Source organism: Prevotella illustrans (assembly GCF_017426725.1).
GTDB lineage: Bacteria > Bacteroidota > Bacteroidia > Bacteroidales > Bacteroidaceae > Prevotella > Prevotella illustrans.
The window spans coordinates 84,155-99,418 of the sequence record NZ_JAERMS010000005.1 but is presented as its reverse complement, the minus strand read 5'-3'; the positions used below and the strand labels follow the sequence as shown (position 1 = coordinate 99,418).

Below are 15,264 nucleotides of genomic sequence, written 5' to 3'. Positions count from 1 at the left end.
TTTCAATATTTTATCTTTTAAAAAAGAATGAAGTATGATTAATTTTGTATCTTTGCAAAAGATAAAAGATAGAGTTTTCGTATGAAACAAACCAAGATCGTAGCTTCGATTAGTGACCGCCGATGTGATCAGGAATTTATCCGTAAACTGTTCTTTGCGGGAATGAACGTTGTAAGAATCAACACGGCTCATGCCACTCCCGACGGAATCAGGCTGATTGTGGCGAATGTTCGGGCCGTATCTCCACATATCGGTATCATGATTGATACCAAGGGGCCTGAAGTGAGGACTACGGGAGTGGCCGCGCCTATACATTATTCTATAGGCGACGTCGTGAAGATATTCGGTCGTCCTGAAATGGAAACTTCACACGACATAATCAATGTTTCTTATGTAGATATCTGCAAGGACGTGAAAGTGGGTGACCACCTGCTCTTTGACGACGGCGAACTGGATATGGAGGTGATGGAAAATGAAGGCCCCATGCTGATAGCCAAGGTTAAGAACGACGGAATGCTGGGAGCGCATAAAAGTGTGAATGTGCCCGGAGAACATATTGATCTTCCTACACTTACGGAAAAAGATAAAAGGAATATTCTGTTGGCGATAGAACTGGATGTCGATTTCATCGCTCACTCGTTTGTAAGAAACGCGACAGACGTGAAGGCCGTTCAAGATATATTGGACACGCATGGAAGTGATATTAAGATAATTTCAAAGATAGAGAATCAGGAAGGAGTAGACAATATAGATGAAATTATCGATGCCTGCTACGGAATCATGATCGCGCGCGGGGATTTGGGTATCGAGGTGCCCATAGAGACGATCCCCGGCATTCAGCGCCAGATTATCCGGAAATGCGTATTGAAGAAGCGACCCGTCATCGTGGCTACGCAAATGCTTCATACGATGATTAACAATCCCAGACCTACCCGTGCGGAAGTAACAGATATCGCCAATGCCATTTATTATCGAACCGACGCGTTGATGTTGAGTGGCGAGACCGCCAGTGGCAAGTATCCGCTGGAGGCTGTGCAGACCATGGCACGGATAGCGGAAGAGGCCGAGAAAGACAAGGCGCGAGAGAACGATATCGCCATACCGATATCTCCCGATTGCGATCAGAAAGAGTTTTTGGCGCACGCGGCCATAGAAGCAACTCAGAAAATGGGTGTGGCCGGTATCATCACAGACAGCGAGACGGGGCAGACGGCCCGCAATCTGGCCGCTTTCCGCGGTCCTGTTCCGGTGTTGGCCATCTGCTATAAAGAGAAGACACAACGCTGGTTGAACTTGAGTTACGGCGTGATTCCAATTTACCAGAAAGAGCATGTGTCTTCACAGTATATGTTTTTTGCCGCATTGCGTATGCTGCGGCAGAAGGGATATATAGAGTTGACGGATAAGATCGCGTATCTGAGCGGTAGTCTTGGAGAAGGTGGCGGCACTACATTCTTGGAAATCAATAAGGTGAAAGAGGTGTTTGAACGTCGCTATCAGTTCCATCTGCCTGATGAAAGGGTAAGGAAATAAGGTTTATATATTATGGTAAAGATAAAAACGATAGGGATTCTGACATCGGGAGGTGACGCTCCCGGAATGAATGCCGCCATTAGGGCCGTGACGCGTGCAGGAATTTACAATGGCTTTCACATAAAGGCCATCTATAGAGGTTATGACGGATTAATCAATAATGAAATTAAATCCTTTACGACAGAAAACGTCAGCGGAATTATCGGTACCGGCGGTACGATGTTGAAGACGGCACGCAGTAAGGACTTCATGACGCCCGAGGGGCGGCAGAAGGCTTTTGAGAACATTCAAAAGCAGGAAATCGATGCTTTGGTCGTGATTGGTGGTAACGGTTCGCTGACCGGTGCCATGGAGTTTGCCCGCGAGTATGATATCTGCTGTATCGGTTTGCCGGGAACTATTGACAACGACCTCTACGGAACGGATAATACGATCGGTTATGACACGACGATGAATACAATCGTGGAATGCGTAGACCGTATTCGTGACACAGCGCAGAGCCACGAGCGCATTTTCTTTGTTGAAGTGATGGGGCGTGACGCGGGCTTTCTTGCCCAAAACTCCGCCATCGCATCAGGCGCGGAAGCCGCGATTATTCCCGAGGACAGTACGGATGTAGACCAGTTGGCCCAGTTTATGGAGCGGGGAATCCGTAAGAGTAAGAAGAGTTGTATCGTGATTGTCAGCGAAAGTCCTAAATGTGGCGCTCTTTATTATGCAGATCGTGTGAAGAAAGAATTTCCCGAATACGACGTACGTGTTTCTATTTTGGGACATTTGCAGCGTGGCGGGCGCCCGACGGCCCGTGACCGCATTCTGGCCAGCCGTACGGGTGTAGGTGCCATAGAGGCTATTCTGCAAGGACAGCGTAACATCATGGTAGGCGTGAGAAACAACGAGGTGGTTTACGTGCCATTGAGTGAAGCTATCCGCAGTGATAAGCCTTTTGACAGGAAGCTGATAAAGGTGCTTGACGAGTTGAGTATATAATATTAAAAGGTATTAAAGTAATCAATAATTTGTCTAAAGTTCCCAATTGTTTTGTGGGATTCGACATTTATTTTTACTTTTGCTATACTATTATTTTCGAAAGTTAACATTAAAATTAATAGCTTATGTCGCAAATTATCGGGCATATCTCACAGATTATCGGTCCTGTGATTGATGTTTATTTCAATACGGAAGGCCAAGACGCGGAGAAGGTATTGCCAAAAATTTATGAAGCTTTAAAAGTAAAACGACCTGATGACAGTGAACTTGTCATTGAGGTGCAACAGCATATAGGCGAAGATACGGTGCGGTGTGTGGCTATGGACAATACGGACGGTCTGCAAAGAGGTCTGGAAGTCATGACTACGGGCAGCCCTATCACCATGCCTGCCGGCGAGCAAATCAAGGGTCGAATGATGAATGTCATCGGTAAACCAATCGACGGCATGGAAGAATTGGATATGAAAGGCTCTTATCCCATTCACCGTGAAGCTCCGTCATTCGATCAACTCTCAACACGTAAAGAGATGTTGGCAACCGGTATCAAGGTCATTGACCTGCTGGAGCCTTACATGAAAGGTGGTAAAATTGGCTTGTTTGGTGGCGCGGGAGTAGGAAAGACCGTGCTCATTATGGAGCTGATCAATAATATTGCCAAGGGGCATAACGGCTACTCTGTCTTTGCGGGCGTGGGCGAACGTACTCGTGAAGGTAACGATTTGTTGCGTGACATGCTGGAAAGTGGCGTTATCAAATATGGTGACGCTTTCAGAAAAGCCATGGAAGAAGATAAGTGGGACTTATCGCTTGTGGATAAAAAAGAGCTGGCGGAAAGTCAGGCTACTTTGGTTTACGGTCAGATGAACGAACCGCCCGGAGCACGTGCTTCGGTAGCGTTGTCCGGACTCACGGTGGCAGAGGAATTTCGTGACCATGGGGGCAAGAACGGAGAACCGGCCGACATCATGTTCTTTATTGATAACATTTTCCGTTTCACACAGGCCGGTTCTGAGGTTTCGGCATTGTTGGGCCGTATGCCGTCAGCTGTAGGGTATCAGCCGACATTGGCCAGCGAAATGGGTGTCATGCAAGAGCGTATCACTTCGACCAAGAATGGTTCTATTACATCTGTTCAGGCAGTGTATGTACCTGCGGACGACTTGACCGACCCTGCTCCTGCGACGACGTTCTCGCATTTGGACGCGACAACCGAACTCTCTCGTAAGATAGCCGAGTTGGGTATCTATCCGGCTGTAGACCCGTTGGGCAGCACTTCCAGAATATTGGATCCGCTTATTGTTGGCAAGGCTCACTATGACTGCGCGCAGCGTGTAAAGCAATTGCTGCAGCGTTATAATGAACTCCAAGATATCATAGCCATCTTGGGGATGGATGAACTTTCTGACGAAGATAAATTGACCGTAAACCGTGCACGTCGTGTACAGCGTTTCCTCTCACAACCATTTACGGTAGCAGAACAATTTACAGGCTTGAAAGGCGTGATGGTGCCCATCGAAGAAACAATCAAGGGCTTTAACGCGATTCTCGACGGCGAAGTGGATGACCTGCCAGAACAGGCATTCATCAACGTGGGAACGATTGAAGACGCAAAAGAGAAGGCCAAAAAGCTGCTTGCCGCTGCCAGTGCTTAAGCGCTTATAAGGTTTTATACGAATCAAACTTTTAAATAAGCGTTTATGTTACAGTTGAAAATCGTGTCTCCCGAGAGAATCCTTTTTACCGGAAAAGTGAAAAGTGTTGTGGTCCCCGGCTCCTTGGGTGAGTTTGAAATATTGGAGAATCACGCGCCTATCATTTCTTCTTTGGAAAAAGGTACGGTAGCTTGCAAGCTTTCCGGTACGGATGAGTCTCGGTTAGAAATTCTGGGAGGATTTGTCGAGGTTCAAAAGAATGAGGTTCGTTTGTGTGTAGAATTGTAGGAAGTATTTGGTGGAATGATGGCCGGATTAAAATCAGTAAGTAGAAAATATCTCAAACAGACATTGGAACTTGTCTTTGGACTGTTTTTGCTGGAGTTACTTGCTTATCAATTATTTAATGCCGAATTGCGATTAACTCCCATCCTTGTCAGTATGTGTTTTGCTCTCGTCGTAGAGATAGGCGACGCATGTATGTGGCAAAGGATAGAAGATAAGGCAGACAATACAAGGGCAACCTTCTTTATGGCAGTCTCCGGTTTTAGATTCCTGTTAGCTTTGCTGTTACTGTTTATCTATTACTTGGTTTCCGATCATGCCGGGATGGTCGCATTTTTATTGTCTTTTGCTCCTTATTACTTGGTTATACTGATGCACCATTCGATCTTCTTTTCCCATTTACGGAATAAACATTAAACACCTCAACAAATGAAATTAATGATAAGATGAAACAAATAAGATCCATACTTTTCTTATCGATTTTATTGTCTTTGATGTTACTGCCTTTACAATCCATGGCAGCTCATCATGGCGTGGAAGGAGAACTAAATATATCGGAAATCGTGTTGGGGCACTTGTCGGATGATTATGAGTGGCATATCGCAACCTATGAAGGAAAAACGATCAGTATTCCGTTGCCGATTATCGTGAGGAGTTCTGCAACGGGAAGTTGGACTTTCTGTATGCCGGAAACGCTACCCAAAAATTTCTTCTTTGACGGCGCGCATCATGGTAAAATCTACGAAAAAATGCCGGACGGGACAACGACACGACCACTTGACCTTAGTATCACAAAGACCGTAGCTCAAATTTGGATAGTCGTCTTTGTTTTATTGGGTATCTTTGGCTATTGTACCCGTTGGTATAAAAATAAGGATGAGAAGAGCGCGGCTCCCCGTGGCTTTGTCGGGGCGATGGAGATGATCGTGATGACGATTAATGATGAGGTTGTTAAATCATCAATAGGCGAGAAGCACTATAAGCGTTTTGCTCCCTATTTGCTTACGGTCTTTTTCTTTATCCTCACAGCCAATCTCATCGGACTTATCCCTATATTTCCCGGGGGCGCCAATGTGACGGGAAACATCAACATAACCCTGTTTTTGGCGGTATGCTCAATGATTGCCATAAATCTTTTTGGTAATAAGGAATATTGGAAAGATATATTTTGGCCGAATGTGCCCGTGCTTTTGAAGGCTCCCGTTCCTCTCATGCCTGTTATCGAATTATTCGGCGTATTTACAAAGCCATTCGCGCTTATGATTCGTCTCTTTGCCAACATGATGGCAGGGCATGCGGTTATCTTGAGTTTCACCTGTGTAATTTTCTTAGGATGGTCTATGGGTGTTGGCTTCGGGCTCGGTCTCAACGCGTTTAGTATTATCATGCTGTTGTTTATGAATTGCTTGGAGCTTTTGGTGGCCTTTGTACAGGCTTATGTGTTTACACTGTTGAGTGCCGTATTTATTGGCTTGGCACACCAGGAGCACGAAGGGTAGGTGATAGATGTTGGATGTTTATAATAGCTTGGTATTAGAAGAATAATAACTGAAATAATAAAAATATTAATAACAAATAAAATGTAAAATTATGATGATTTCAACTTTATTGGCTGCTACAGGTCTGGCTCAGCTGGGCAGCAGCCTTGGTGCAGGTATCGCAACAATTGGTGCAGGTTTAGGTATCGGTAAGATTGGTAGTAGTGCCATGGACGCGATTGCCCGTCAGCCTGAAGCTTCAAACAAGATTATGTCGAATATGATTTTGACATCCGCTTTCATAGAAGGCTGTGCCTTGTTCGCCATTGCAGCTTGCGCATTTATCATTAAGTAAAAAATAGAAATCTATTCGAATGGAGAATTTGCCATCAATATTGACGCCTGATTTCGGTCTCCTTTTTTGGATGCTTATCGCGTTTCTGGTGGTCTTATTCTGTCTGACTCGCTTCGGCTTCCCCGTAATCATCAAGATGGTTGATGAAAGAAAGGAATATATAGACGGGAGCTTGAGCAAGGCACATGAGGCTTCAGAGCGGTTAGCGCATATTAAACAGGAAGGCGAAGCTCTCCTGCAGGAAGCACGGGAGCAGCAGGCTAAAATAATGAAAGAGGCGGCTACTACTCGAGACTCCATCGTGGGACAGGCACAGGAAAAAGCACAGGAAGAGAGTGCCAGAATCATTTCTGAAGCTAAGAAGCAAATAGAAATGGAGAAGCAAAGTGCTATACGAGAAATCCGCGCTCAGGTGGTTGAACTCAGTGTTCAGATAGCCGAGAAAGTCCTTTCTGAGAACTTGTCAAGCGACAAGGCTCAGATGGCATTGATAGATCGACTGCTGGATGATGTTTCGCAAAACGAAAGTAAAGCATAGTATTTGTAGTTTATGGATTTAGGTGTAATATCAGTTCGATATGCCCGTGCCTTATTGAAAGCCGGGTTGACCGACAGGCAGGAAGATGAGCTTTACAGAGATATGCAAATCCTGTCTCAGAGTTTCTTCGAGGTGCCTGAACTGAGATTTACGATAGACAATCCTATGCTCATGAAAGATAAAAAGCAGGCCCTCTTGGAGATTGCCTGCGGACCTGGGGTAAGCTCGCTTACAAAAAAGTTTATTGCCCTTGTTTTGAAAGAGGATAGGGAAAATGCCTTGCAATTCATGGCTGCATCGTATATAACTCTTTACAGGAAATATAAGAATATCACTCGCGGTAAACTTATTACAGCCACTGTCGTCAGCCAAGATATGGAACGCAGGATGAAGCAGTTGGTAGAGAATAAGACAAAAGGTTCTGTAGAATTCAACACGGAGATTGATAAAGGTATCATTGGTGGTTTTATCCTTGAATATGATACATACCGTATGGATGCCAGCGTCAAAAGTAAGCTCCGCAAGATTATGGCAGAACTTAAGAAATAGTTGTTTGTTAATAGAATATTAATAATAAGATGTCAGATAAAATTAAACCAAGTGAGGTGTCTGAGGTTCTTCTCAATGAGCTCCAGAACATTAACAGCGGTGAACAGTTTGATGAAGTCGGTACCGTGCTTACCGTAGCGGATGGTGTCGCCCGTATCTATGGTCTCCGTAATGTTGAGGCGAGTGAGTTGCTTGAATTTGAGAACGGTACGATGGCTATCGTGATGAACTTGGAGGAAGACAATATCGGTTGCGTGCTTCTTGGCCCGACAGCTGGCATTAAGGAGGGGCAGACGGTAAAACGTACACATCGTATTGCCTCAATACGGGTGAACGACAATTTTCTTGGACGTGTTGTCAATCCTTTGGGACAGCCCATAGATGGATTGGGCGATATCGATTTGGCGGATTCTTTTGAAATGCCGTTGGATCGTAAGGCTCCGGGAGTTATCTATCGTCAACCGGTGAAAGAACCTTTGCAAACCGGCTTGAAGGCAGTGGACTCCATGATTCCTATTGGCCGAGGACAGCGTGAACTTATTATCGGTGACCGCCAAACAGGTAAGACGGCGATAGCCGTTGACACCATCATCAACCAGAAGAGCTTCTTCGAAGCAGGTAAACCGGTGTATTGCATTTATGTAGCTATCGGCCAGAAGGCCTCGACGGTTTCAGCCTTAGTGCAGACATTGAAGGAGCATGGCGCCCTACCTTATTCGATTATCGTGAGTGCTACGGCTGCCGACCCGGCGGCCATGCAATATTACGCACCTTTTGCCGGAGCGGCTATTGGTGAGTATTTCCGTGATCGGGGCTATAGCGCCCTTGTCGTCTATGACGACTTGTCAAAGCAGGCCGTCGCCTATCGTGAGGTGTCGTTGATTCTGCGTCGGCCTTCGGGGCGTGAGGCTTATCCCGGTGACGTATTCTATCTACACTCTCGCTTGCTGGAACGTGCGGCACGTATCAATAACCAGCAGGAAATTGCCGAACAGATGAATGATTTGCCGGCATGTATGAAAGGACATGTGCGTGGTGGTGGTTCGTTGACAGCTTTGCCAATCATAGAGACGCAAGCCGGCGACGTTTCTGCCTATATCCCAACGAATGTAATTTCAATTACTGATGGTCAGATTTATTTGGAGACAAATCTGTTTAACCAAGGCTTCCGCCCGGCCATTAACGTGGGCATCTCCGTTTCTCGTGTAGGTGGTTCCGCACAAATTAAGAGTATGAAGAAAGTGGCCGGTACGTTGAAACTGGATATGGCGCAGTACCGTGAATTGGAAGCATTCTCTAAATTTTCAAGCGACATGGATGCCGTAACGGCAATGACCTTGGACCGAGGTAGAAAAAACAACCAGTTACTCATCCAGCCCCAATACAGGCCCATGCCTGTAGGTGAACAAATTGCCATTCTTTATTGTGGCGTGCACGGATTGATGCATGACGTTCCCGTAGAGAGTGTCCGCGATTGTCAAAGTATGTTTTTAGATGCTATGCGCTCGTCTCATGGTGATGTTATCGATAGTTTGGCTGAAGGTCAATTGACCGATGACGCAGTGAAAGCCATTGAGGCAACTATGGCTAATGTTGCGGGGCAGTATAAGAAATAATCAATAAATGCGATAGATTATGCCGTCATTAAAAGAAATTAAGACGCGTATAGCTTCTGTAAACAACACTCGTAAGATTACGAGCGCCATGAAAATGGTGGCTTCGAGTAAATTGCATCATGCCCAAACTGCGATACAGAACATGTTGCCTTATGAGAATTTATTGGAGCATATCTTGAAGTCTTTCCTCGTGACAGTACCTGAAATTCAGAATGAGTTTGAGGTGAAGCGGAAAGTTAGGCACGTGGCACTTGTGGTTTTTACCAGCAATAGTTCGTTGTGTGGTGGCTTTAATAATAATGTGCTTAAGTTGTTGCAGACTGCCATTGATGAATATACGGCTGCGGGCGTTGAGGATATTGTCGTTTATCCCATTGGGCATAAGGCTGAAGAGTATGCCAATAAACGAGGATTGCGTGTTGCCGGGAGTTTCTTGGCATTGGCCGACAAGCCTAATGCCGGTGACTGTGCATTGATTTCTCAAGAATTGCGAGAGAAGTTTGTTGATAGTGAAGTAGATAAGGTGGAACTTATTTATCATCACTTCAAGTCAGCAGGCAGTCAAATTTTGACACGCAAGATATTCCTCCCAATAGATCTTTCTACAGAAAGCATCGGACGTGAAAACGACAGAGATCTCTCGAGTAATGTCGCGACAGCCAAAGCGCAGGAGTATTTGCGTAAACGTAAGGCTGGCGAGGCCGGTCCTGCGTCTGTGACGGCTCATGCCATTAATGATAATTTTATTGTGGAACCCGACTTGGATGCAGTATTGAATTCATTGATTCCCAAAGAATTAAATCTGCAAGTTTTTACAGCTCTGCTTGACAGTAACGCCAGTGAGCATGCCGCCCGCATGGTTGCCATGCAAACGGCGACAGATAATGCCGATGAGTTGCTGCGCATGCTGAATTTACAATATAACAAGAGCCGCCAGCAAGCGATAACAAGTGAGTTGCTTGATATTGTGGGTGGTAGTGTGAATAATTGATGATTCTTTTCTTTCTAATCAATAAAGGTGAGCCCTATGAGGTTCGCCTTTTTTTGAACAATTCGAAAAGTTTTACTATCTTTGCAAAATAATAAGATTCAATGATTTAATACAAAATTCTAATAAAATCAATAATGGGAATATTCGGATTATTTAATAAAAAAAAGAAAGAAACTTTGGACCAAGGGCTGGAGAAAACCAAGCAGAGCGTTTTCGACAAACTGTCTCGTGCCATTGCGGGAAAGTCGAAGGTTGATGATGATGTGTTAGATAATCTTGAAGAGGTCCTAATTACCAGTGATGTCGGAGTTGATACGACTTTGAAAGTGATAGAACGAATTGAGGCCCGTGTTGCAAAGGATAAGTATGTATCTACTTCGGAGCTTAATAATATTTTAAGGGAAGAAATAGTCGCTTTGCTGGCTGAAAACAATTCGGAAGATAATGACAACTGGGATTTACCCAATACAGGTGAACCTTATGTAATCTTGGTCGTAGGCGTGAATGGTGTCGGTAAAACGACGACTATCGGAAAATTGGCACACCAGTTTAAACAAGCAGGCAAGCAAGTATATTTAGGTGCCGCTGATACCTTTCGGGCCGCAGCCGTTGATCAAATAAGTATTTGGGGCGAGCGAGTAGGGGTGCCTGTCGTGAAGCAGCAGATGGGGGCTGATCCCGCTTCCGTAGCTTTCGATACCTTGCAAAGTGCCAAGGCAAATCACGCGGATGTTGTTTTAATTGACACTGCGGGCAGATTGCATAACAAGATAGGTTTGATGAACGAGCTGAAAAAGATTAAGGATGTTATGAAGAAAGTAATTCCCTCTGCGCCGAATGAAGTTCTTTTGGTGTTGGACGGGAGTACCGGACAGAATGCTTTTGAGCAGGCAAAGCAATTTTCGGCAGTGACAAATATTACCAGTTTGGCTATAACCAAACTGGATGGTACAGCCAAAGGTGGTGTGGTAATTGGTATTAGCGATCAATTGAAAGTTCCCGTAAAGTATATCGGACTTGGCGAGAAGCTTGAAGATTTGCAATTATTCAATAGAAATGAATTTGTTGATTCTTTGTTTAAGAAATAAGGAGGCTGATGAAGAAGAATCAAATAGATATTATTACCATGGGGTGTTCGAAGAACCTTGTTGACAGCGAACTCCTTATGAAACAGTTTGAAGCCAATGGATTTTATTGTACGCATGATAGCAAAAGACCACAAGGCGAAATCGTTGTTGTCAATACTTGTGGTTTTATAGAGTCGGCAAAAGAGGAGAGCATCAACACCATTCTTGAGTTCGTGAACGCTAAAAACGAAGGTAAAATCAATAAGCTTTTTGTAATGGGCTGCCTCTCGCAACGATATAAGGATGAATTGGAAAAAGAGATACCCGAAGTAGATAGATTCTATGGCAAGTTTAATTATAAACAATTGTTGACGGATTTAGGGAAGGCCGATATTCCCTCATGTAATGGACTTCGTCATTTGACGACCCCACGCCACTATGCCTATCTCAAAATAGCCGAGGGCTGTGACCGTCATTGTGCTTATTGTGCGATTCCTATTATTACAGGCAGGCATGTTTCAAGGCCTAAGCAAGAGATTTTAGAAGAAGTAAGGTCGATGGTGGCTTCCGGAGTCAAGGAGTTTCAAGTGATAGCACAGGAACTTACTTATTATGGCGTAGATATAGATGGTAAGCGACATATTGCAGATTTGATTCGTGATATTGCGGATATTCCGGGCGTAAAATGGATAAGACTGCACTATGCTTATCCAAATCAATTCCCTTTGGATTTATTAGACGTGATGAAGGAGAAAGACAATGTCTGTAAATATCTGGATATAGCCCTTCAACATATATCTAATTCTGTATTGACGGCTATGCGTCGTAATGTTACCAAGGAAGAGACCATGGAGTTGATTAGGCAAATCCGTGCTCGAGTCTCTGGTATTCATCTTCGTACGACGATGCTTGTCGGTTTTCCAGGTGAAACGGATGAAGATTTTAACGAGCTGATAGAATTTATCAAATGGGCAAGATTCGAACGTTTGGGAGCTTTTGTTTATTCAGAGGAAGAGGGAACTTTTAGCGCCGAACATTATACGGACAACATTCCCGAAGAGGTTAAACAGAAGCGTCTTGATTACCTTATGGAAGTACAGCAACATATAAGCGCTGAACTTGAATCCGAAAAGATTGGTAAGGTAATGAAGGTTATTCTTGATAGGAAAGAAGGACAATATTATGTTGGTCGTACAGAATTCTGTTCTCCGGAAGTTGATCCGGAAGTCTTGATACCTGTTGGTGAGAAGAAGCTACGTGTGGGAAACTTTTATCAGGTGAAGATCGTTCAGGCTGAAGAGTTTGATCTTTATGGACAAATAGTTTAGCGCTCAAATGAATAATAAAGAATATATATCAGAATTGGCTCTACGAAGTGGTTATACCCAAGCAGAAGTCCAAAAGATGGTAACATCGGTTATTGAAAGCATGATGTTGGCTTTCGATGCAGGAGAGGATATTGTGATACCTACATTCGGTACTTTTGAGATAAAGAAAAGAATGGAGCGAGTGGTCAATAATCCCTCTACAGGTTTGAAAATGTTGGTCCCTCCAAAACTGATTCTGAGCTTTAAGCCCAATGCTTCTGTTAAAGAACGGTTGAAAAACGGAAGGAGGCAATGATGATTAAGATAAATGACTTAATTCAGGATGTAGCGAAAGAGCAGGGACTATCTAAAGTAGAAATGGAGAAGTTTGTTTCTTTAATGATAGACGTGCTGAATGAAGGTTTACAGGCAGACCGGCTTGTAAAAGTAAAAGGTCTTGGAACTTTTAAAGTTGCCAGCGTAAGTGCTCGTGAAAGTATAAATGTAAATACAGGTGAACGGATTATCATTGAGGGGCGAGATAAAATCTCGTTTACACCGGAAGCCACCCTGCGTGACTTTGTGAATCGTCCGTTTGCTCAGTTTGAGACCGTAACTATAAATGAAGGAGTTGACATAGAAGCACTTAATAGTTCGGAAACAGAGGTTGCTCCAACAGAAGATTCGCAAGAAATTACTAATACGGCAGATGTTCAAGAAATTGTAGGCGCGACAAAACAAGAAGAGAATGTATGTATGTTCGCTGTTGAAAATGAAGATGAGGTTTGTGATGAAATCATAGAAGATGACAAACCTACTGATGAAACTTCTACCGTACCAAATGCTTCTGCTGATGAAGAGTGCATAATGACGGCTGATTCAAATGAGTGTAATGATGAAGAGAATAGCAATGTGGCTGTTCAATATGAAGTTAATTCCCAATCTTCGCAACAGTCTTTAAAGCATATCATTATTTTATTATCTGTCTTGTGTTTGGTATTGCTGTGTGTTTGCGTTGGAGGCTTTTACTATATGTTTACACAAATTGATCAACGCAATCAACGTATTGATTATTTGATGACTAAAATAATCGATAGCAAAAAGACATCTCGAGTTGTAAAGTCACAATCTATTCAATATTCGGATGTCAAACCATCTACCGATAACGCTTCTGCTGCAGCAGTAAAGCAGGATGGAACGAACGAAGGAGAATCGCAAGACCGGAAAGTCCATACTTTGGGTCAAAAGACACCTATGCCGAAACCGGCGAATCACCTACAGGATACTGAGACGCAGAAGTCTGATGCAGAAAAAAATGATTTTAGCGCGTTGAACAAACGCGATGTTAGAGTTCGGACAGGTGCTTATCGTATCGTTGGTGTTCAAACGACAATTAGAGTTAAGAAAGGCCAAACGCTTGAGTCTTTAAGTCGCTTATACCTTGGACCGGATATGGAATGCTATGTTGAGGTTTTGAATGATTGCAAGGCTGTTAAGGCGGGAGATCTTTTAAAAATTCCGGCCTTGAAGCTGAAGAAATCTCGATGATGTTGTTCATTTTTAGGACCAGACCTTTTCTTATATCAGCATATTGTTTCAACATTGTCCTAAATATATTTAGGGCATAAGCTGTATAACAGAATTACATAATTCGTCATAAAACGAAGATTGTAGGCCTACGAAAGCCGGATTCTGTCATAAAACGAAGATTGTAGGCCTACGAAAGTCGGATTCTGTCATAAAATGAAGATTGTAGGCCTACGAAGGTCAATTTCCGCCAGAAAATGGAAAATACTTTAGGAATAGATGCGTTGGTGGTTTATTATTGTCAGGGTAACACTTTTGCCCTTAGTATTGCTTCCTTTTTTTTCATTTATCGCAAAACGTTTAGGACAATATCGGCATCGTTTAGATATTTACGCCTTAAAATTTGTAGAATATAAAAAATAAGGCTATTTTTGCAAATATTTTTTGATTAGATATCATTGTAGCATGAAAAAATCGGTATCATTTGTTGTTGTACTTATTATCTTGTTGAGCAGTTGCTCAAGTAGTAAGCAGGTTCCTTATTTCCAAAACATTGATCAGATAAGTCTTGAGCCGTCAAAGGGGCTTTATGATGCGAAGATTATGCCCAAAGATATGTTGACGATAACAGTTATTACAACAGATCCAAAGGCAGCAGCGCCATTTAATCTTGCAGTTCAGAACACAATTAGTAGTTTGGGACAATTGAATTCCGGCGCGGGCTCTCTCCAAGGCTATTTAGTCGATAATGAAGGTAACATTAATTTTCCTGTTGTAGGGAAATTGCATGTTGCCGGGCTGACAAAGACGCAGTGTCAGGAATTAATTAGGCAAAAGGTTGCTCCTTATTTGGCGATTTCTGAAAATCCTGTCGTAACAGTTACGATGGCAAGTTACCGTGTAACGATAACAGGTGAAGTTAATCATCCGGGTGTTGTACCTGTTTCTACAGAAAAGATGAGCATAATCGAAGCATTGGCCCAAGCGGGTGATTTGACCATCTACGGAAAGCGTAATAACGTAATGTTAATTCGTGAGGATGCAGACGGACAGAAAGAGGCGCATCGATTAAACCTGAATGACGCGAATTTAATAAATTCACCTTATTATTATCTGCAACAGAATGATATCGTCTATGTTGAGCCCAATCGTGTAAAAGCGAAGAGTTCGGCGATAGGTAGCTCAACGACTATTTGGTTTTCGTTTGTAGGTATTGTTACGAGTGTCGCTTCTCTATTAGTAAACATATTAAGAAAATAAAGAATGAAATAAAGAATGAAGAATGATTAATTGCGGTGCAGTTTCATTCTTCTTTTTTTATAATATCGCGTGCATAGTAAATTTTTATGCGACAAATCATAGGCTAAGAGATAGGT

At 43.3% G+C, this 15,264-nt stretch carries 15 protein-coding genes; all 15 read left to right on the top strand.

What is annotated here, in order from left to right; translation table 11 throughout:
- Positions 1-81: 81 nt before the first annotated feature.
- The 15 genes from pyk (at position 82) to JHU38_RS03075 (ending at position 15,148) form a co-directional block, all read left to right on the top strand.
- A complete protein-coding gene (gene pyk / locus JHU38_RS03145) occupies positions 82-1,533 on the top strand; it encodes a pyruvate kinase (RefSeq protein WP_107580869.1) in 1,452 nt (483 codons plus the stop codon).
- A gap of 12 nt (positions 1,534-1,545) precedes the next feature.
- Positions 1,546-2,523, top strand: coding sequence for a 6-phosphofructokinase (gene pfkA / locus JHU38_RS03140; protein ID WP_107580868.1), 978 nt, complete (start codon positions 1,546-1,548; stop codon positions 2,521-2,523).
- Positions 2,524-2,648: 125 nt separating this feature from the next.
- On the top strand, positions 2,649-4,175 hold the full coding sequence (gene atpD, locus JHU38_RS03135; RefSeq protein ID WP_107580867.1) for a F0F1 ATP synthase subunit beta: 1,527 nt from the start codon (positions 2,649-2,651) through the stop codon (positions 4,173-4,175).
- A 45-nt stretch (positions 4,176-4,220) separates the two neighbouring features.
- On the top strand, positions 4,221-4,463 hold the full coding sequence (atpC, locus tag JHU38_RS03130; RefSeq protein ID WP_107580866.1) for an ATP synthase F1 subunit epsilon: 243 nt from the start codon (positions 4,221-4,223) through the stop codon (positions 4,461-4,463).
- 443 nt (positions 4,464-4,906) lie between these two features.
- The gene (gene atpB / locus JHU38_RS03125) at positions 4,907-5,959 is read left to right on the top strand and encodes a F0F1 ATP synthase subunit A (protein WP_107580864.1); all 1,053 of its coding nucleotides are present in this window, start codon (positions 4,907-4,909) and stop codon (positions 5,957-5,959) included.
- Between the two features lie 91 nt (positions 5,960-6,050).
- Positions 6,051-6,293, top strand: a complete 243-nt coding sequence (locus JHU38_RS03120) for an ATP synthase F0 subunit C (RefSeq protein WP_107580863.1) — start codon at positions 6,051-6,053, stop codon at positions 6,291-6,293.
- 19 nt (positions 6,294-6,312) lie between these two features.
- Positions 6,313-6,831 carry a F0F1 ATP synthase subunit B gene (gene atpF, locus JHU38_RS03115; RefSeq protein WP_107580862.1) on the top strand — a complete coding sequence of 173 codons (519 nt, stop codon included), beginning with the start codon at positions 6,313-6,315 and terminating at the stop codon, positions 6,829-6,831.
- A 12-nt stretch (positions 6,832-6,843) separates the two neighbouring features.
- Complete coding sequence (locus tag JHU38_RS03110) at positions 6,844-7,380, top strand: F0F1 ATP synthase subunit delta (protein WP_107580861.1); 537 nt, start codon at positions 6,844-6,846, stop codon at positions 7,378-7,380.
- A 29-nt stretch (positions 7,381-7,409) separates the two neighbouring features.
- The gene (gene atpA, locus JHU38_RS03105) at positions 7,410-8,996 is read left to right on the top strand and encodes a F0F1 ATP synthase subunit alpha (RefSeq protein ID WP_107580860.1); all 1,587 of its coding nucleotides are present in this window, start codon (positions 7,410-7,412) and stop codon (positions 8,994-8,996) included.
- Positions 8,997-9,015: 19 nt separating this feature from the next.
- Complete coding sequence (locus JHU38_RS03100; RefSeq protein WP_107580859.1) at positions 9,016-9,987, top strand: F0F1 ATP synthase subunit gamma; 972 nt, start codon at positions 9,016-9,018, stop codon at positions 9,985-9,987.
- Positions 9,988-10,121: 134 nt separating this feature from the next.
- Positions 10,122-11,075, top strand: a complete 954-nt coding sequence (gene ftsY, locus JHU38_RS03095) for a signal recognition particle-docking protein FtsY (protein WP_107580858.1) — start codon at positions 10,122-10,124, stop codon at positions 11,073-11,075.
- Between the two features lie 8 nt (positions 11,076-11,083).
- A complete protein-coding gene (rimO, locus tag JHU38_RS03090) occupies positions 11,084-12,382 on the top strand; it encodes a 30S ribosomal protein S12 methylthiotransferase RimO (protein WP_107580857.1) in 1,299 nt (432 codons plus the stop codon).
- 7 nt (positions 12,383-12,389) lie between these two features.
- Positions 12,390-12,677, top strand: a complete 288-nt coding sequence (locus tag JHU38_RS03085; protein ID WP_107580856.1) for an HU family DNA-binding protein — start codon at positions 12,390-12,392, stop codon at positions 12,675-12,677.
- A complete protein-coding gene (locus JHU38_RS03080) occupies positions 12,674-13,909 on the top strand; it encodes an HU family DNA-binding protein (protein WP_107580855.1) in 1,236 nt (411 codons plus the stop codon). The genes JHU38_RS03085 and JHU38_RS03080 overlap by 4 nt, the downstream gene beginning before the upstream one ends.
- A 444-nt stretch (positions 13,910-14,353) precedes the next feature.
- Positions 14,354-15,148 carry a polysaccharide biosynthesis/export family protein gene (locus tag JHU38_RS03075; protein ID WP_107580854.1) on the top strand — a complete coding sequence of 265 codons (795 nt, stop codon included), beginning with the start codon at positions 14,354-14,356 and terminating at the stop codon, positions 15,146-15,148.
- Positions 15,149-15,264: the final 116 nt, after the last annotated feature.

Bases quoted from the DNA above. Each gene is read 5' to 3' on its own strand.
- rimO (WP_107580857.1), top strand. From the start codon at position 11,084: ATGAAGAAGAATCAAATAGATATTATTACCATGGGGTGTTCGAAGAAC.
- atpB (WP_107580864.1), top strand. From the start codon at position 4,907: ATGAAACAAATAAGATCCATACTTTTCTTATCGATTTTATTGTCTTTG.
- atpC (WP_107580866.1), top strand. From the start codon at position 4,221: ATGTTACAGTTGAAAATCGTGTCTCCCGAGAGAATCCTTTTTACCGGA.
- ftsY (WP_107580858.1), top strand. From the start codon at position 10,122: ATGGGAATATTCGGATTATTTAATAAAAAAAAGAAAGAAACTTTGGAC.
- JHU38_RS03075 (WP_107580854.1), top strand. From the start codon at position 14,354: ATGAAAAAATCGGTATCATTTGTTGTTGTACTTATTATCTTGTTGAGC.
- pfkA (WP_107580868.1), top strand. From the start codon at position 1,546: ATGGTAAAGATAAAAACGATAGGGATTCTGACATCGGGAGGTGACGCT.
- atpD (WP_107580867.1), top strand. From the start codon at position 2,649: ATGTCGCAAATTATCGGGCATATCTCACAGATTATCGGTCCTGTGATT.
- pyk (WP_107580869.1), top strand. From the start codon at position 82: ATGAAACAAACCAAGATCGTAGCTTCGATTAGTGACCGCCGATGTGAT.
- atpA (WP_107580860.1), top strand. From the start codon at position 7,410: ATGTCAGATAAAATTAAACCAAGTGAGGTGTCTGAGGTTCTTCTCAAT.
- JHU38_RS03100 (WP_107580859.1), top strand. From the start codon at position 9,016: ATGCCGTCATTAAAAGAAATTAAGACGCGTATAGCTTCTGTAAACAAC.
- JHU38_RS03110 (WP_107580861.1), top strand. From the start codon at position 6,844: ATGGATTTAGGTGTAATATCAGTTCGATATGCCCGTGCCTTATTGAAA.
- atpF (WP_107580862.1), top strand. From the start codon at position 6,313: ATGGAGAATTTGCCATCAATATTGACGCCTGATTTCGGTCTCCTTTTT.
- JHU38_RS03080 (WP_107580855.1), top strand. From the start codon at position 12,674: ATGATGATTAAGATAAATGACTTAATTCAGGATGTAGCGAAAGAGCAG.
- JHU38_RS03120 (WP_107580863.1), top strand. From the start codon at position 6,051: ATGATGATTTCAACTTTATTGGCTGCTACAGGTCTGGCTCAGCTGGGC.
- JHU38_RS03085 (WP_107580856.1), top strand. From the start codon at position 12,390: ATGAATAATAAAGAATATATATCAGAATTGGCTCTACGAAGTGGTTAT.